An 18,817-nucleotide genomic window follows, 5' to 3' on the forward strand; every position below is an offset into this window, starting at 1 on the left:
TTATTTTTATTAACATGTTTCACGGGATGGCCCGTCCTGCGTTTGTTGCTGACGCTCGTAACTCACGGCAGGCGTGGCTGAGCACCCGTAACAAACGGCAGGATTGTACCACCAGGTTCATAATGTAATAAACAGAAAATTAACAAGCCGTCTATCTTTGATAACTATAGACCGAAATTCGCACAGAATGATAAAGGTGATAGTTGTCGGGGTTTACGGAGTGTCAGCGGGCAGCAGCAGCAGCCGTTGCTTTGAGATCAGCCCGTGACCGTGCTGGCAGAAATAGTCGACCGCGCCGCAGGCTTTAAGGACCTGTAACGGTTTCTGGCAGTCGGGGCAGCAGGCAATAGCAGGGATAGCGCGCTGGCAGCAGTCGCAGTGAAACTGCCCGGCCATGACGGTGAGTGGGTGCTGACAAACGGGGCAAGAAAGTGACATCGGCATCTCCTTTACTTCAGCGCGGCACCAAAAACAAAGGGTTGACCCCAAAAGCGGTCAACCCCTACTTTACACGCTGGCGAGGCCATCAGGCCCCCTTGCGGATCAACGTTTGTTCTTTTTGAGATGGCTCATTAAGCGTTGACGTTTACGCTGCTGGTTTGGCGTCAGCAGGTTGCGCTTGCCTTCGTACGGGTTATCACCCTCTTTGAACTGAATACGGATTGGCGTACCCATGATTTCCAGCGAGCGGCGGAAATAGTTCATCAGATAGCGCTTGTAGGAATCCGGCAGGTCTTTCACCTGGTTACCGTGGATCACCACAATCGGCGGGTTATAACCCCCGGCGTGGGCATACTTCAGCTTCACGCGGCGGCTGCGCACCATAGGTGGCTGATGGTCGTCGGCCGCCATGTTCATGATGCGCGTCAGCATGGAGGTGTTCACGCGACGGGTTGAACAGTCGTAGGCTTCGGTCACCGATTCAAACAGGTTACCGACGCCGCTGCCGTGCAGGGCGGAGATAAAGTGAATGCGTGCGAAGTCGATAAAGCCCAGACGGTAGTCCAGCTGCTCTTTCACTTCGTCACGGATCTCCTGTGACAGGCCATCCCACTTGTTAACCACGATAACCAGTGAGCGCCCACTATTCAGGATAAAGCCGAGCAGCGAGAGATCCTGATCGGAAATCCCCTCATGAGCATCAATCACCAGCAGCACGACGTTGGCATCTTCAATCGCTTTCAGGGTTTTGATGACCGAGAATTTTTCCACGGTTTCGGTAATTTTCCCGCGCTTACGCACCCCGGCAGTATCGATCAGGACATATTCACGCCCGTCACGCTCCATTGGAATATAGATACTGTCGCGGGTGGTGCCCGGCATGTCGTAAACCACCACGCGTTCTTCACCGAGAATACGGTTAGTTAGCGTTGACTTACCGACGTTTGGACGCCCGACGATAGCCAGCTTGATCGGCAGATCCAGCGGGTTAAAATCATCCTCTTCAGTTTCCGGCGCTTCGCCGTTAGCTTTGGCTTCTTTCGCCGCAAACTCCGCCCAGTAGGCTTCGTTCTCTTGTTCTTCGGTCAGCTCCGCTTCGGGGGCAACTTCGTCCATCCACGGCAGCAGCACCAGCTCCAGCAGGCTGGTGACGCCGCGCCCGTGAGACGCGGCAATCGCGTGGATTTCCCCCAGGCCGAGCGACCAAAAGTCGGTGACGGCGGAGTCCGCGTCCAGACCATCGGTTTTGTTCGCCACGATAAAGGTTGGCTTGTCGCGTGAGCGCAGGTGCTTGGCGATGGCGGTATCAGCAGGCATCAGCCCGGCACGCGCATCGACCATAAACAGAACCACGTCGGCTTCTTCAATCGCCAGCAGCGACTGTTCCGCCATGCGTGTTTCCACGCCCTCTTCGTTACCGTCGATACCGCCGGTATCGATACAAATAAACTCACGCCCTTCAATTTCTGCGCGACCATATTTGCGGTCTCGAGTAAGCCCAGGAAAATCCGCCACCAGCGCATCTCGCGTGCGCGTTAAACGGTTAAACAGGGTGGATTTTCCCACATTGGGACGCCCGACAAGCGCGACCACAGGTACCATAGTGAAGCCTCATAACTAAAAAATAAGCGCCTGGCTGCGATTTTATTCGCGCTGCAGGCAGATAAACTGCCGCTCTACTCAGGCCGATGGCGCCTAGAATAACACGCCTTGGATAAAACAAAACGGCCCCTTGTGATCAAGGAGCCGTTTTACCCTGACTACGGGTAGCCGATCGCAGCTGATTAACGCGTAATCGCGTAAACCTCACCATCTTTGGACTGGATCAGCAGCTTGTCGCTGGCCACCACCGGCTCAGTCTGGAAGCCGGAGCTGTCCAGTTTCTGCTGCGCCACAAAGCGGCCATCGTCGGTGTTAAGCCAGTGCAGGTAACCTTCCGCATCACCCACCACCAGGTAGCCGTTGTACAGCACCGGGGAGGTCAGGTTACGGTGCAGCAGATCGCTCTGGCGCCAGAGGGTTACGCCACCGTCGGTGTTCAGGGCAATCACGCGGTCATCCTGATCCACCAGATAGATGCGGCCACCGTCAACGATCATATCGTGTACCGAGCCGATTTCACGCTTCCACATGATCTGGCCGGAGCGCAGGTCCAGCGCCGTCAGGTTACCGTTGTAGGCCAGTGCATACACCACGCCATTGACGATTACCGGGGTCGTGTCGACATCGGCCAGGCGGTCGATTTCCGTCGCGCCGCTTGGCTGGGAAATACGCTGCTGCCAGATAATCTGGCCCTGGTTGAGGATCACGGCGCTCACGCGGCCGTTATCACCGCCCACTACGGCGGCGCCGAATGCGGTCGATGGCGCTGACTCACCGCGCAGGCTCAGGGCCGGCACGTCGAGGTTAACGGTCCATTTTACGCTGCCGCTGGTTTGATCAAGCCCCTGCAACATGCCGTTGCTGGTGTGAACCAGCACCAGGCCGTCGCTGACCACCGGGCGGGATAACACTTCACCGGCCGCTTTGGTCTGCCACGCAACGGAGCCATCGCTGGTGTTCAGGGCATAAACCTGCCCGCGCTCGCTGCCCACGTAGACGTGGCCGGCATCAACGGTCAGGCCGCCAGAGAGCAGCGCCGGGATATTGCTGGAGAAGAAACCGGTTTTTTCTGCCAGGTCCACTTTCCACTGTTCTTTGCCGTCGCCGGAGTTCAGCGCCTTGACGATGCCATGACGGTCAGCCGCATACACGGTATTTTCCGCCCAGGCCGGGTGCAGGTTAGAGTAGAAATCTCCAACTCCGTTGCCCACCGAGGTGCTCCAGACTTTCTCTGGCTCGAACTGATTCTGTACGGTTGGCAGTGGCGACATTTTAACCACGTCTTCTTCACCGCTAAACCATGAACATCCGCTAAGTAAGGTGACTGACATCAGTCCCGGCAGAAGTAACTTACGCAATTCCATGAAATCCCTCTTGTGCCTTGAAGGCCAAATATTAGAGCTTTTTAGCCCGGCAGATTATTCACTTTCATTTGCAGCATCTCTTTCAGCGTCGAAGAGGCGTCAGAATCAATGCCTTTAGTCCACGCATCGCGTGCACCCTTCGCGTCGCCTTTGCTGAGCAGCGCTTCACCGCGCACGTCAGCCACGATCGCTGTCCAGCCGTCGCCTTTCACGCTTTCCAGCGTTTTCAGCACCTCATCCGGCTGCTTTTGCTGCAGCTGAATGCGCGCCAGGCGCAGATTCAGTATCGCCTGCAGATTGGCGTCTTTGGTATCTTTCAGACCGCTCTGCAGCTGGGCTGCGGCTTTGTCCAGCTGGTTAGCATCAACATAGCGTTTCGCCAGGTCGAGAGAAGCCAGCGCGCCGTAAGTGTTGCTGTTATCGCTGGCGAATTTCGCTGCGGCATCCAGCGTGGCGGTTTTGCTGGCATCCAGTGACGAGGTCACCTGCTGATAGGCCGCAGAGGTTTCACGTGAACCGCTGTCCTGATGGCTGCTCCAGTAACGCCAGCCGACCAATGCGCCCACGCCCAGCACCACGCCAACTACCAGCGCTTTGCCGTTCTGTGCGAAGAAGTTCTTCAGCGCATCTACCTGCTCGTTTTCGTTGCTATATACTTCCACGCAATCCTACTCCTTTAAATCGTGCCGTCAGGGCTTAGCGCTGTAACATCGAGGCCAGCGTAGATGCAGCATCACACTGCGCCAGCGTCTGCTGCTCGCCGTTACGTAAATCTTTAATGACCAGCTGGCCGTTAGCCACTTCGTCCTCGCCGAGTACCAGTGCGATGCGGGCTCCCCACTTATCTGCACGGGCAAACTGCTTCTTGAAGTTACCACCGCCAAAGTTCGTCATCAGCTTCAGCTCTGGCAGCGCGTCACGCAGCTGTTCAGCCAGCAGCATCGCCGCACTCTGTACGCCCTGGCCTGAAGCGATAACATAGACATCAACAATGCGCGTCGGTTCAAATTCCGGGTTAACTGCCTGTACCAGCAGAACCAGGCGCTCCAGCCCCATGGCAAAGCCCACGGCCGGCGTGGCACGACCACCCAGCTGTTCTACCAGACCATCGTAGCGGCCACCGGCACAAACCGTGCCCTGCGCGCCCAGGCTGCTGGTCACCCACTCAAACACGGTGCGGTTGTAGTAATCGAGGCCGCGCACCAGGCGCTGGTTCACGCTGTAAGCAATGCCCGCTGCATCCAGCAGGCTGCACAGCCCGGTGAAATGCTCGCGCGACTCGTCATCCAGATAATCGCTCAGCGTTGGCGCATCGTTCAGCAGCGCCTGCACGTCCGGGTTTTTGCTGTCCAGCACGCGCAGCGGATTGCTGTACATGCGGCGCTTGCAGTCTTCGTCCAGCACGTCCACGTGCTGCTCCAGGAAGGCCACCAGCGCATCGCGATAGTTGGCGCGGGCTTCCAGCGAGCCGATAGAGTTCAGCTCCAGGCGCACATGCTCAGAGATGCCCAGCGCTTTCCACCAGCGGGCAGTCATCATGATCAGCTCAGCGTCAATGTCCGGGCCTTGCAGGCCAAACACTTCGGCACCAATCTGGTGGAACTGGCGGTAGCGGCCTTTCTGCGGGCGCTCGTAGCGGAACATCGGGCCGATGTACCACAGACGCTGTTCCTGATTGTACAGCAGACCGTGTTCAATGCCGGCGCGCACGCAGCCTGCGGTCCCTTCCGGGCGCAGCGTCAGGCTTTCGCCGTTGCGGTCGTCAAAGGTATACATCTCTTTTTCAACCACGTCGGTCACTTCACCGATAGCGCGCTTGAATAACGGGGTCTGCTCTACAATCGGCAAGCGGATTTCGCTAAAGCCGTAGCTGCCCAGAACCTGCTTAAGGATCTGTTCAATACGCTGCCACACCACGGTGTCAGCCGGTAAATAGTCGTTCATGCCACGAATGGCCTGGATATTCTTCGCCACTGATTTCTCTCATCAATTTCATGCAGTAAGGGACGACCGGCACAGCAGGTCGCCCCCTACAGATTATTTTTCGACCTGCTGGATGGTGATCCGGCGCGATTCATCCAGCATGGTGGCTTTAGCACGAATGCGCGCTTCCAGCTGGTCAATCATATTGTCGTTGTCGAGACGCTCGCGCAGACGCACGCCATCTTCGTAGAAACCACTTTTCTTGTTGCCGCCGGTGACGCCCATGGTCGATACCGTGGCTTCACCCGGGCCGTTAACCACGCAGCCGATAATCGAAATATCCATCGGCGTAATGATATCTTCCAGCCGCTCTTCCAGCGCATTCACCGTGCCGATCACGTCAAACTCCTGACGGGAACAGGTTGGGCAGGCGATGAAGTTAATGCCGCGGGAACGGATGCGCAGTGATTTCAGGATATCGAAACCGACTTTCACTTCTTCTACCGGGTCCGCCGCCAGCGAGATACGCAGCGTGTCACCAATGCCCTCAGACAGCAGCAGGCCAAGGCCAATGGCGGACTTCACCGCACCGGCTCGGGCGCCACCGGCTTCGGTGATCCCGAGGTGCAGCGGCTGATCGATCTGCTTAGCCAGCAGGCGATACGACTCGACGGCAAGGAACACATCGGAAGCTTTCACGCTGACTTTGAACATGTCAAAGTTCAGGCGGTCGAGGATATCCACATGACGCATCGCCGATTCCAGCAGCGCTTGCGGATTCGGCTCACCGTATTTTTCCTGCAGATCCTTTTCCAACGATCCGCCGTTCACCCCGATGCGGATCGGAATGTTGTAGTGGCGGGCGCAGTCGACCACCGAGCGGATGCGCTCTTCATTGCCGATATTGCCCGGGTTAATACGCAGGCAGTCGACGCCATATTCGGCGACTTTCAGGGCAATGCGGTAGTCGAAGTGGATATCAGCAACCAGCGGGACGTTAACCTGCTGTTTGATCAGGCGGAAGGCTTCGGCGGCATCCATGGTTGGCACGGAAACGCGCACGATATCAACGCCAACGCGCTCAAGTGCCTTGATCTGGGCGACCGTAGCAGCGACGTCAGTCGTTCGGGTATTGGTCATGGACTGAACGGCGATTGGGGCACCGTCGCCCACAGGCACCTTGCCGACGTAAATACGTTTAGATTTGCGACGGGTAATGGGTGCTTCGTTATGCATATTCTTTCTCCACAATTACTCGCGACCAGAAAAAGATGCGTTATTGCGCACCTAAAGTCAGGCGAGCAACCTGGTTAGTACGGATAAAACGACTCAGATCAACAGGCTTACCCTGATACTCGATCTGTACTGCAGCCGGGGCACCAATCTTCAGGCGATAAGGAGCCGTACCGGCGAGGCTCAGTTTACCACCGCTACGCTGAATGCCGCTGAACAGTTTTTTACCGGCAGCATCAGTCACTTCCAGCCAGCAATCGCTGGAGAAGTTCATGATAACCGCATTCGGATCGGCAGCAGGCTGGCTGACGCCGGCGCTGCTGGTAGGTAGCTGACCGTTGGCAGCGCTATCAACCGGTGCCTGCGCTGGAGATACCACCGCAGGCTGCGAGTTGGCAGCCTGGGTGTTTGCTGCCGGTGCCTGAGCACTGGCAGCCGGAGCGTTATCGGCCGGGGTAGCAGCAGGCGCGCTGCTGGTATCCGCCGGAGCCTGGCTTGGTGCCATATCCATCGGCACCGACTGGCCGCTGGTATCCGCACTGCTGCTGGCATTACCGTCAGTCAACGGAATAGACTGCCCGTTGCCGCTCTCCCCTTCCGCAGGCGCATTCTGATCGGCCATCGAGACCAGATCGTCCTGAGCGGCTTTATGATTCTGCCACCACCAGGCGCCCGTCAGGCCCACCACCACAAACAGCACCAGCCAGGTGAAGATCATCAACCAGCCATCACGTTTTTTGCGGCGCTTGCCGAGGGAGAAACTTTGCATCGGTTCAACTTTTGCGGCTCTGACCGGGGCTTGTTTAGCCATCATCGGCAGCAGTTCTTCTTCCGGCACGCGAACCAGGCGTGCGTAAGAACGGATATAACCACGCAGGAAGGTCGATGCCAGATTGGCAGGCGACTTGTCCTCTTCAATATCGCGGACGGTGGAAAGTTTCAGGCAGAGGCGCTCAGCAACGTTCTGCTGAGTCAGGCCCATCTGTTCACGGGCGCTGCGCAGGCGCTCGCCTGTTGAATTTACGTTGGATTTGTCTTCAGTGGCTTCAGTATTCATTAGCTAAAAAATGCTGGTGCTGTATCGATTGTGGAAAAATTCGCGCAAGTTGCGCCCCATAACGCTGTACATCATCGGGCTGGTTGGCCTGCGCGGCGAAGCGAATCTCTAACCACAGACTTTCCGCAGAAACAGGAAAGTTGTGTTGATAAACATCTAACAGGAGGCGCGAGTCTGAGCATCTCCCCTTTCCAAATCGCCTTTCGGCTTCTGCCAGCATAGGCATTCCCTTAGCAGGATCGGTCTGCACCGCATCCGCCAGCGCATAACGCGCTTTCTCTTGCTGCCCGGCATTCAAAAAACAGTAGCCCGAGTTTTCCAGCGTATCGGCACGAAGTCCGTCTGCTGAATCTGCAATGGCCCTGCTGAACTGCCGTTGTGCCGCATCATACTGCCCTAAACCGCAGAGAAACGCACCGTAATTATTAAGCACATAGCCGTTTTGCGGTGCAAGTTTCAGCGCGCGGCGATAATGCTGCTGCGCCTGGCTCTGCTCCCCCATCTGCTGCTGATAACGCGCCATTGCCAGCTGGGTTCGGTAATCTTTTGGCGCCAATGCCAGCGCCCGCTGCAAATTGCGGCGAGCCGCTTCATTATCCCCCCGCAGCAGATAGGCCAGGCCTAGCTGTATGCGCGTCTCTACCAGTGCTTTACGCTGCGGTGAAGTTTGGCACCCCACCAGCAGCGACAGCGCTAAACCCACGATTAAACCTGCCCGCATCCCTGTTTCTCCCTGTATCCATTCGCGGCTTATGCTACGCCAATGTTTACAGAGTCAACACGCTGCAGGGCAGGAAAACACCGGGTTTCAGATCGCCTTCACAGAGATGGCTTCACCGGCCATTTTCTTTTTCAGCGTGCGCTTGGTGCGGTCGATCACTTCCCCGGCCAGCTGGCCGCAGGCGGCATCGATATCATCACCGCGGGTCTTACGCACAATAGTAGTAAAACCGTAATCCATCAACACTTTAGAGAAGCGATCGATGCGACTGTTCGAACTACGACCATAGGGTGCGCTTGGGAAGGGGTTCCATGGGATCAGGTTGATCTTACAGGGTGTATTTTTCAGCAGCGCGGCCAGTTCATGGGCGTTATCCGTGCTGTCATTGATGTGGTCGAGCATCACGTACTCAATGGTCACACGCCCCTGGTTGGCATTTGACTTGCCGATGTAGCGGCTGACCGCGGCCAGGAAGGTCTCAATATTGTACTTTTTGTTGATTGGCACAATTTCGTCACGAATTGTGTCATTTGGCGCGTGCAGTGAAATCGCCAGCGCCACGTCAATCATATCGCCAAGTTTATCCAGCGCCGGAACCACACCGGAGGTGGACAGGGTTACGCGGCGTTTCGACAGGCCAAAGCCGAAGTCGTCCAGCATGATTTCCATCGCCGGAACCACGTTATTCAGGTTCAGCAGCGGCTCGCCCATCCCCATCATCACCACGTTGGTGATCGGGCGCTGGCCGGTGACTTTGGCCGCGCCGATAATTTTCGCCGCGCGCCACACCTGACCGATGATTTCCGACACGCGCAGGTTGCGGTTAAAGCCCTGCTGCGCGGTGGAACAGAATTTGCACTCCAGCGCACAGCCCACCTGGGAAGAGACACACAGGGTGGCGCGATCTTTTTCTGGAATATAGACAGTTTCGACCTGCTGGCCGCCGACCTGGATAGCCCACTTGATGGTGCCATCGGAGGAACGCTGCTCTTCAGCCACTTCCGGCGCGCGGATTTCCGCAACTTCCTTCAGCCTGTTACGGAAGACCTTGTTGATGTCGGTCATCTCGTCGAAGTCATCACAGCAGTAGTGGTAGATCCACTTCATCACCTGATCGGCACGAAACGGCTTTTCACCCATGCTGGCAAAAAACTCACGCATCTGCTGACGATTGAGATCGAGCAGGTTAATTTTCTCTTTTTTTGGCGTTACGACGGCAGGTGAAGCGGACGACGGAGTCACAATAAGTTCGGACATAATATTCTCTGGCCTCGTTGTTACACGTTATGGCGCTGGGTTTGAAGTGAATAAAATAGAAGCGCCCCGGAGAGCGAACTCCCGGGGCGCATTATTGTACTCATGACCTTCACAGGGTTAAAGCACTATAGCGAATTAATTTGTAAACCCTGCTGCAGGCCAGGCAACCGAATTAACGGGTGCGCGGGCACACTTCGTTTTCGCCGAAGAAGTAAGCGATTTCACGAGCAGCAGATTCAGCAGAATCTGAACCGTGGGTCGCGTTCTCGGTGAAGCTGTCCGCGTAGTCTGCACGCAGGGTGCCAGCCAGTGCGTTAGCTGGGTTAGTTGCGCCCATCAGGTCACGGTGACGCTGTACGGCATTTTCGCCTTCCAGCACTGAAACCACTACCGGACCTGAGGTCATGAATTCAACCAGACCATCGAAGAATGGCTTACCCTGGTGCTCAGCGTAGAAACCTTCAGCCTGCTCTTTGCTCAGGTGCAGCATTTTGCTGCCAACGATTTTGAAGCCAGCGCTTTCAAAACGGTTGAAGATTGCGCCGATCACGTTTTTTGCCACAGCGTTAGGCTTTACGATGGAGAATGTACGCTCAATAGTCATGTTGACCCCTGTCTTATCTTTCGAATGTAGCCGCGAAAACGGTGTTCCCGGCCGGGAAAATGGCCGCAGATTATAGGGGGCATCGCGATGGATGCCTATCGAAGATTCAATAATTTATTGAAAAACTCGACCACCATCGCGGGAAATTTGCCCCAGCTGGCGCTATTTTACGCAGCGCGGCGAATGATGACCATCACTGCGGCCAGGGTTCTGTCTGAAATTAACGAATTAATTCGACATGAATCAGACGGCTGTCGGCACGCCCGCGATCGTCCACCGCACGGACTCTGTATTTACCCGGCCTTGTTGGCCGCCAGTCGAGCGGCACTTTACTGGCACTGCTGCCGAGGAAGATATCGTCGATAAACCAGTAGACGCTGCTGCTGTCGGCATCCGTCACCGCGCTAAAGCTGAGTTTGTCACGCCCCTGCTGCGACTGGCGCAGCGTATAGGTGATGTTTTTCTGCGGCGAGGTGATGCGCGGCGCGTCTCCCCCCACGGCGCCCTGCTGGCACTGCGTAGCGGGCGGCGGGCGTTTCGGTAACCCTGCCAGCGCGAAAACGTTCGCCAGGTCAGAGGGCCAGAACTCAAACACCTCAACGTGCGTCTGCTGCGGGTCCCACGGCGCACAGGCCACCTCACCGCTGTGGTTATCGATGCGCAGCGGGCGGTAAACCGTGTCGACTTTGATCGGCGATTTGCCGGGAATAAACCAGCTGCGCCCGCGTTGCTGACACCACTGCGTTGGCAGGTTGCCGCTCGGCAGACAGATCTCCACCCTTTTCAGCTGCGGCGGGAAACGGTGCTGCGGCTCTTTCAGCTGGGGGTAGCTCGCCACCACGCTGTCGATGATATTGAAAAACAGCGGTGCGGCCGCTTCCACCCCGACAAAGGCCTCATTGCCCTGCCCGGCAAAGTTACCCTGCCACACCACCAGCACGTACGGACCGAAAATCCCGACGCTCCACGCATCGCGGAATCCCCAGGAGGTGCCGGTCTTCCAGTACACCGGCAGTGACGCGGGCCGCTGCGCCAGAGTGTCACCCGGGCGACGATGCTGGCGCAGAATGTCCAGCGTCATAAAGCTGGCCTCCTCACTCAGCAGGCGAAAGGCCGGCGGCACAGGTGCCTGCTCGCGCATGCGCAGGTCGCGCAGTTCGCCACGGTTTGCCAGCATGGCGTACAGCTTAGCCAGCTCCTGCGCCGTCACTTCCCCGCCGCCGAGCACCAGCGAAAGACCATAATGTTTTTCACTCGCCATATTGCTGACGCCGGCCAGCTGCAGGAACTGATAGAAGCTGGGCTGGCGCAGCTGCGAGGCAATAGCCACCGCCGGAATATTGCGGCTGAAGTTCAGTGCATCGGTGGCGGTAACCGGGCCGAGAAAGCGGCGGTCAAAATTTTCCGGCGCATAGCTGCCAAATGATGAAGGCACGTCCTTCAGCACCGTCATCGGGTGCAGTACGCCCTGCTCCATGCCCAGCGCGTAGATAAACGGCTTGAGTGCTGAGCCCGGTGAACGTTTGGCGGTGGTGCCGTTAACCTGCCCCTGAATCTGCCGGTTGTCATAATCCGCCGAGCCGACCAGCGCGCGTACGCCCATGTCGCGCGTATCCACCAGCAGTACGGCGCTGTTATGAATGCCGCGACTCTGATTGCGCCGGATAAACGCCCGCACCTGCTGCTCCACCAGCCGCTGCAGCCCGGCATCAAGCGTGGTGTCAACGCGCGGCTGACGTTCTCCATTTTGCAGCTGCTCAATAAAATGCGGCGCGATAAACGGCAAATCCTGCGGCTGGCGCAGCGCCAGCGGCAGGCTGAACAGCGCTCGCTGGCTGGCATCCGTTGCATAATGCTGCTGCCAGCGCTGAAACAGGCGGTTTCGAGCCTGCATCAACGGCGGGCTGGCTTCGTCACTGCGCGGATTCATGCGCAGGCTCGGCGACTGCGGCAGTACCGCAAGAGTCAGGGCTTCGGCCAGCGTCAGCTGAGACGGCGGTTTAGCAAAATAGATCAGGCTGGCGGCGCCGATGCTCTCGATGTTGCGGCCATAGGGCGCGGCGTTGAGATACGCTTCGAGAATATCGTGTTTGGAGTAGCTCAGCTCGAGCTGCACGGCGCGCAGCACCTGCATCAGCTTGCCGCCGGGCGAACGGGTATTCAGCTGCCAGTGCATGCGCGCCAGCTGCATGGTGATGGTGGAGCCGCCCTGAAGCCGCCCGCCCGCCACATAGCTGCGCCAGAAACCGCGCACCAGACTGAGGGGATTAAAACCGGGGTTGTACCAGAACCAGCGGTCCTCATGCAGCAGCAGCCCACGCACCGCCAGCGGAGAAACCTGCTCCAGCGGCGTCCACTGTCGATAGCGGTCGTCGCTGGCAAGCGAGAGGCGCAGCAGCGTACCGTGGCGGTCATACCAGGCGGTAGAGAGTGGGATGCCCTGCGAGAGCGGCGGGTGAGGCCACAGACGAAAACCGATTAGCAGCAGCGCCAGCAGCCCCAGCGCTACTGCCAGATTTTGCAGCAGGCGTTTCATCGTGACGCTGCAGACGGTGCTTCAGCCGCCACCACCTCGATTTTCCCCTGCGCCGCCGACATCGCCTGAATATCGCGATCGTACATCGCTTCACCATAGGCAGGCGGGATGGTGAAGCTGCCGGTGTTGGTGGCTTTGATCTGGTAGACAAACTCCTGCAGATCTTTCGTCGCGCTACCGTAAATAATGACCCGATCTTCGCGAATATCGCTGTAGTCCGGCGACCAGGAGGAGCCATTGGCCGCCAGCGGAGACTGCCAGGCGGAAGAGGTTTCGCCCGACGGCTCTTCAGCGTCGTTTTCCGGCGCGGGTGGCGTTTGCTGCACCACCTCAAAACCGCCCGGCAGCAGGTCGACTATCGCCAGGTTGCTCAGCGCCTGGTTTGCATTGGCGCGGATCTTGAGGCGCACGTTAATCGTCTGCCCCAGCGTCACCTTGCTGACCTCTTTGCCTGCGGCATCGGTGTAATCCCGGCTAATCTCCAGCCCTTTCGCCACCGCCTGCTGCGGTGCAGCCAGATCGTACCCTGCCTGAGTGACCACATACCAGGCAGGTGCATCGCCCTGATTACTGAACTGCACGGCGCTGGCAGCCGCAGTGAACTGCCCCTGCGCGAAGCGGCCCTGCAGCGTGGAGATGAGCTGCGGCACTTTGCTGCCGCGTTCCTGCTGGCTGATGCTCAGCGCGGCCGGATCGTTCTGCTGCGCCACCTGTGCGGAGTAGCTCTCCAGCGCCAGAATGCTCATCCCGGCGGAGAAGGTGGTGTAGCGCTGTTCACGCAGCGCCTGCACCATATTTTCCAGTACCTGCGGCGGCACGGCGGAGACTCTCTCCGGGAAGTGGCGGGTAATCAGATACAGCCGCGTAGCGTCCGTCACCAGCGGATCGTAATAGTTATTGGTCCACCAACTGTTATCCCAGGATTTGCTCAGCGCCTGCCAGGTCGGTTGCAGCAGGCGGTTGGCTTCATCATCGGCTTTCAGTAACTTCCACGACGAGGCCAGGTAGAGCGCGCTGAGATCGGAACTCCAGCTCTGCGGGAAGCGCTTTTGCAGCGTCTCCTGTACTGAAGCCAGCGCGCTGGTCGTGATTTCACCCTGGCGCGTCAGCAGATAGACCGCCCAGGCACGCAGACGCAGGTGATAGAGATCTTCATAACCGCTGGCCGCCAGGGTGCGCAGCGCCACGTTAGCCTCCTCCAACATCCCGCTGGGCAGCGGGTAGCCTGCGGCGCGTGCTTCCAGCAGATACTGCACCACGTAAGGAGTAACAAACGGGTCAACCTGCGGTGAAGCCACCCACAGGCCAATTCCGCCGTCAGCGTTCTGGCGCGAGCGCAGCACGTCGAGAATGCCCTTCAGCTGCTGACGCACTTTATCTGCATCCAGCGCGCCGCGCAGTTCCGGGTGCTCACTCTGCAACAGCAGCGGGATCGACTGGCTGACAATCTGTTCGGAGCAGTAGTACGGGTAGTCAGCCAGATAGCTGGCTAATCCACGGGTCAGCACCAGCGGCGAGTTCGACACTGCGGCCTGACGCTGAGCGTAAGCGCCAAACATCTGGCGCAGGTTGTCGACCTGCTGGCTGCTACCGTTCATGCGCCCCATCACCGTCTGGACGCGGAACGGCATCGCCGGGCGTACCGAGGTGCTGATGGTGCGCCGGCTGGTTTTGTCGCCGAAGCTGGCGCTGAACTGCAGCGGTGCATCGCCCAGTTCGGCTTTGGCCCGCAGGCGGAAACTCACCATGCCTTCATGTCTGGCGGCCAGGCTCAGCGACTGCTGCGCGCTGCCGACCACTTCCAGCTGCGGCGGTGGCGTAAGCTGCACCGCAATCGGCAGCGGCTCTGCACTCTGGCCGCTGAGGTTGTTGCTCACCCCAACGCTGACGTCAAACTCATCGCCCGGCGCCACCATCGACGGCACGTTCGGCGTCAGGATAAAATCATCACGCACGGTAGTGGCGGTCTGCGCTTTACCGATTTTATCCGCCGTGACCGAAATCGCCATCACGCGGATTTTGCCATTGAAGTAGTCCGGCAGCGGATAAGTAAACTGCCTGATGCCGTTGACTTCGGTGATGCCGGACCAGTAAGCCACCGGTTTGTCACGCTTGCGCTTAAACGGATTGAGGTGGAGATCCATCCCTTCTGCCCCGTCACCGCCCGGTGCCGAGGTCAGCGACATCAGTTTGCTGAACTCCGGCAGGATCAGGTCGAGGATCTGTGAGCTTTCCACGCTCAGTTCGCGCTTGCGGAAGAAGTAGTCGAGCGGATCGGTCAGGCGATAGCGCGCCACCTGCAGGATCCCTTCATCTACCGCAAACACCGCCACCTGCTGTGGGCCATCGGTTTTGACATCAATGGTCAGGTTCTGCCCTGGCTTCAGCAACTCAGGGCTGGTCAGGCTAAGGCTGTTTTTGCGCGCCGCATTGCTGATTTTGAACGGCATTACGCCATAGCTCAGCGGGCTCATAAATATCTCGTCGGAGTTGATATCACGCACAAACTGCACGTTGATATAGGCGTTACCTTCCAGCTCTGACGGAATGCGGATCTTCTGCACTGAGTTAGTGGTGGTGGTATGGAACCACTGCCAGCTGTAGACGCGGTCTTTCTCTATGGTGATTAACCCGCTGCCGGTGTAGGGTGCGTTGATCGCCACTTCAATTTCATCACCTGGCAGATACTGGGCCCGATCCAGCTTCATTTTCAGCTCGGCATTGCGGTCGAGCGAGCGCGTCAGGTTCGCTTCCCCGGCCACGCTGTAGGCGATGCGGTTGAGCACTGCCCCTTTCGCATCCTGCACCACCAGCACGTAATCGCCGGGCTTGTCGGTCGCCAGCGCCAGGCTATGGCCGCTGGCAGGCAGATCGAGCGCGATCTCAGAAACCGGGATCTCTTTCAGCTTCGACTGGTATTTATACACGCCGGATTCCTGTCGCGTCAGCACCGACAGATATTTCTGCTGCAGCAGCTGCAGCTTCAGGCCGCTGAGCGCAATGGTATCCAGCGCCGGATTAATGGCGATCAGATTAACGTTGCGTAGCGCATTCTGACGGATATAACCCAGGTCGCCATCGGCCTTCGCGCCGATCAAATAATCATATGGCGAGACCAGCGTGCGGGCGGTCGCAGCCACCGAGCGACCGCTGCCCGCGACAAAGGCTTCGGACAGCAGCTTCAGCTGATAAGTTGACTCGCCCCATGCGCTGAGATCGAGCTTGATGGCCGCCTGGCCTTTGTCATCGGTGGTGCTCTCTTCCAGCTCGGTCTCATAGCCGTCGCTGGCGGATCGCGCTTCATAGAAGGCGTAATCGGCATAGCGATCGAAGGCCGGATAGACCGGGCGCAGAGTCAGTTTTGACGCCACGCGCAGCTTCTGCGCCGGGGTACCAAACAGATTCTGCACGTCGATACTGGCCTTCAGTTGGTCCGGCTTCACCCAGCCCTGCTGCTGGTCTGGCGTCAGCGTCAGCTTAACCTTCAGCGGGTCCGGCTCGAACTCTTTGACGTTGACCGAGGTGCTGCCAAGCAGGCGCGTAGAGTCTTCATCCTTGCCCGGCAGATAGAGGTAGATATTCCATTCGCCGGTCGGCGCGTTTTCTGCCGTGGTAAAGCTCAGCTCGTTGAAGCCGCTCGCCGTCAGCGTCAGCGGCACGGTGCGCATCAGCTTGTCGCGTGGGTCATGAATTTCTGCCCGCACGGGCACCCCCGTCACCGGGACGGCCCAGTCGGCGGAACGGGTAATCAGGCCGATATTAAAGGTATCGCCAGGGCGGTAAACGCCGCGGTCTGAAAACAGATAGCTGCTGAGCGTGCGCTTGTCGTCAGGCGTGGCATCACCGTAGACGTCAAAGCGGGAGAAATCGAGGCCGCGATCGTTGTCGCGCCCGGTCGGCAGGAAGGAGACATCCCCCTCTTTTTCCACCAGGAACATCACCGGCTGGCGCTCGTTGGTGTAAACCTCCAGCGACGGGAAGCTGACGTGACCATCACTGCCGGTGACGCGGCTCATTATCTTCTCACCGTTTTTCGCCACCACCGATACCTGCGCGCCCGCAACCGGCTCGCCGCTGCCTATCGACTGCACGAACAGATCGCGAGTCTTATCCTGCGAGCGCTTGGCAATAATGCCCAGATCGGTCACCACCACAAAGCGTGAATCACCCACACTCTCTGCGGCAGCGTCCTCCTCCTGGTACTCATCTTCTGCAGGTTCCTGATCCTTCTGACCCGGTGTCCACTGCGATAAGGTCAGCAGGAAAATGCCGCGATGCGATTTGGCGTCAGTCGAGAGGTAGCGCGACAGATCAACGCCCTGATAGCTCACCTCCCCCGGGTGACTATTATTGACCGCCGTCTGGTAGCGGAAGTGCTCGGTAAAGTATTCATCGTTCAGACGATTGAAATCGGCCGAAGCGAATTCACGACTTTTGAACGAAACGATGTGCTGTAGCTGGCTGGGGATCACGCGTTTAATGTCAACCCGCAGGCCCGGAACGTTGCGCGCGGCCACGCTGATGCGCTTATCCCCCTTCACGGACAGCAGGGATCCCTCGGCGGCGAAGCGCAGCAGCTGCGGATAGTCCGGCACCTGCACCACGCGCCAGACTTTTTCCGGCATTTTGTAGCCGCCGCTGGAGGTCATGGCGGCATTGACCTCCACCAGCAGCCAACGGCTGGCCGGGGCATCAAATTTAAAGCTGAACTGCGGCTGATAGCTCTCTTCCGCATCGTTCAGGCTGAGCGGCAGCGGTGCTGATTGGTTGATGACCGCTTGATCGACCTCCTGCCGATCCCAGTGAGTCTCTTGCTCATCAGGATGGCGCGGATCGTGCTGCGGCAGCAGCCAGACCCGAACCGCTTTATTAATATCGCTATCGCGCACCGCATCGCTAAAGGAGAGGATCAGCGCGCGCTCGCCCTGGCTGCCCGCTTTATCGACCACCATCGCACTGATATCGCTGACGCTCAGGCTGTAGAGATTCGGCACCGTCACCCAGGCTTCGGCTTTGCGCCCGGCTTCATTGCCGGGGTGCGAGGACTTCACGCTGCCATTCACCTTGAGATGAACGAAGCCGCCATGATCCATCGGCTGCAGCGGCGCAGAGCGCACCCAGGCGTTCAGTTTCTTTTCATCCCAGGTGACGCTGAATTTTAGCGGCTGCTCAGATTGACCTTTGGCACTGGTCAGCCCGAGCGACAGCTGTTTCTCCACGCTCTGCACATCGGCAGGCGCGTTAAATTTAATATTGAAGATGGCGCTGTGCTGGCTGCTGTCCTGCGGATCCTGATAATACTCGGTAGAAGCCACCTGATAGTCGAAGGCCGGGGTGCTGAAGTGGTAGTCCGTTTTATCGATGCGGATCTGGGGCGCCAGCAGGGTTTCCGGTTTGAGGGTGACATCGTAGCCCGCGCCCAGTGGCAGCGGCTGCTCTGGGGTAAAGGTCAGCGTCCAGGCATTCTGCCACTGCCAGCCGCCCTTCAGGGCCGGTTTCAGGGTTATGCCGTCAGTGACGGTTTTGCCCACCCGCGTGACCGGGGCCACCGACTGATTAAAGCGCAGCGTGAGGGTTTGCACTGCGGGTTTTGCCTGGCTGTAATCCACGGCAGAGGGGTTGACGGCGCTGACCTGGCTATGCTGGACGGCCAGCGGCGCAACCTCAATGGGTTTTGGCCGGTTCTGCCACTCGTGCCAGCCATAGAAGGCCGCAGCAGCCATCGCCAGCAGCAGCAGCAGGCTGGCGGTAATGGCTTTAGGATGGCGGTTCACGCCCTGCTCCAGCCGCTGGAAGCCGTTTTTCAGCGGGGCAACCCAGACGGGAGCGCGCCAGTTAACCTCGCCCAGCAGCGGGCGCAAAATTCGCCCCAGTAAACGCAGCAGCAGGCAGATCAGCCAGCACAGCGCATTGACCAGGATAAAAGGCAGGCGGAGCAGAAACTTGAGCACATCCATCGGTGAGAACCTTCCGTGTAACAAAACTGGTCAAAGAGTAATTGTTTATCCGTGCAATATCTATCTGCGACAGCAACATTTTGCCGGATTTGAGCGCCTGCTCTGAATGCAGTGATTTACCC

12 protein-coding genes are annotated in these 18,817 nt (G+C 58.3%); all 12 read right to left on the reverse strand.

The genetic code is table 11. From position 1 onward, the window contains the following. Positions 1–213 precede the first annotated feature (213 nt). Positions 214–438: a zinc ribbon domain-containing protein gene (locus ID864_RS09745; protein ID WP_048915181.1), complete on the reverse strand. Its 225-nt coding sequence runs from the start codon at positions 436–438 to the stop codon at positions 214–216. Positions 439–543: 105 nt separating this feature from the next. Next, on the reverse strand, positions 544–2,043 hold the full coding sequence (der, locus tag ID864_RS09750) for a ribosome biogenesis GTPase Der (RefSeq protein ID WP_048915180.1): 1,500 nt from the start codon (positions 2,041–2,043) through the stop codon (positions 544–546). Positions 2,044–2,225: 182 nt separating this feature from the next. Beyond that, on the reverse strand, positions 2,226–3,407 hold the full coding sequence (gene bamB, locus ID864_RS09755) for an outer membrane protein assembly factor BamB (RefSeq protein WP_048915179.1): 1,182 nt from the start codon (positions 3,405–3,407) through the stop codon (positions 2,226–2,228). Positions 3,408–3,448: 41 nt separating this feature from the next. Further along, complete coding sequence (locus ID864_RS09760; RefSeq protein ID WP_191149772.1) at positions 3,449–4,069, reverse strand: YfgM family protein; 621 nt, start codon at positions 4,067–4,069, stop codon at positions 3,449–3,451. A gap of 34 nt (positions 4,070–4,103) precedes the next feature. Further along, positions 4,104–5,381: a histidine--tRNA ligase gene (hisS, locus tag ID864_RS09765; protein ID WP_191149773.1), complete on the reverse strand. Its 1,278-nt coding sequence runs from the start codon at positions 5,379–5,381 to the stop codon at positions 4,104–4,106. 63 nt (positions 5,382–5,444) lie between these two features. Next, entirely contained in the window at positions 5,445–6,566 is a 1,122-nt protein-coding gene (ispG, locus tag ID864_RS09770; protein WP_048915176.1) for a flavodoxin-dependent (E)-4-hydroxy-3-methylbut-2-enyl-diphosphate synthase, read from the reverse strand. 40 nt (positions 6,567–6,606) lie between these two features. Continuing rightward, on the reverse strand, positions 6,607–7,620 hold the full coding sequence (gene rodZ, locus ID864_RS09775; protein ID WP_099753530.1) for a cytoskeleton protein RodZ: 1,014 nt from the start codon (positions 7,618–7,620) through the stop codon (positions 6,607–6,609). After that, a complete protein-coding gene (gene pilW, locus ID864_RS09780; RefSeq protein WP_191149774.1) occupies positions 7,610–8,341 on the reverse strand; it encodes a type IV pilus biogenesis/stability protein PilW in 732 nt (243 codons plus the stop codon). Before pilW ends, rodZ begins: the two co-directional genes overlap by 11 nt. An 87-nt stretch (positions 8,342–8,428) precedes the next feature. Further along, on the reverse strand, positions 8,429–9,598 hold the full coding sequence (locus tag ID864_RS09785; RefSeq protein WP_048915173.1) for a bifunctional tRNA (adenosine(37)-C2)-methyltransferase TrmG/ribosomal RNA large subunit methyltransferase RlmN: 1,170 nt from the start codon (positions 9,596–9,598) through the stop codon (positions 8,429–8,431). Positions 9,599–9,770: 172 nt separating this feature from the next. After that, positions 9,771–10,202 carry a nucleoside-diphosphate kinase gene (gene ndk, locus ID864_RS09790; protein ID WP_048915172.1) on the reverse strand — a complete coding sequence of 144 codons (432 nt, stop codon included), beginning with the start codon at positions 10,200–10,202 and terminating at the stop codon, positions 9,771–9,773. 220 nt (positions 10,203–10,422) lie between these two features. Continuing rightward, positions 10,423–12,738 carry a penicillin-binding protein 1C gene (pbpC, locus tag ID864_RS09795; RefSeq protein WP_048915171.1) on the reverse strand — a complete coding sequence of 772 codons (2,316 nt, stop codon included), beginning with the start codon at positions 12,736–12,738 and terminating at the stop codon, positions 10,423–10,425. Next, positions 12,735–18,695: an alpha-2-macroglobulin family protein gene (locus tag ID864_RS09800; protein ID WP_191149775.1), complete on the reverse strand. Its 5,961-nt coding sequence runs from the start codon at positions 18,693–18,695 to the stop codon at positions 12,735–12,737. Before ID864_RS09800 ends, pbpC begins: the two co-directional genes overlap by 4 nt. Between the last annotated feature and the right edge of the window lie 122 nt (positions 18,696–18,817).

The sequence above is a fragment of the Erwinia aphidicola genome (assembly GCF_014773485.1).
Classification (GTDB): Bacteria; Pseudomonadota; Gammaproteobacteria; order Enterobacterales; family Enterobacteriaceae; genus Erwinia; species Erwinia aphidicola.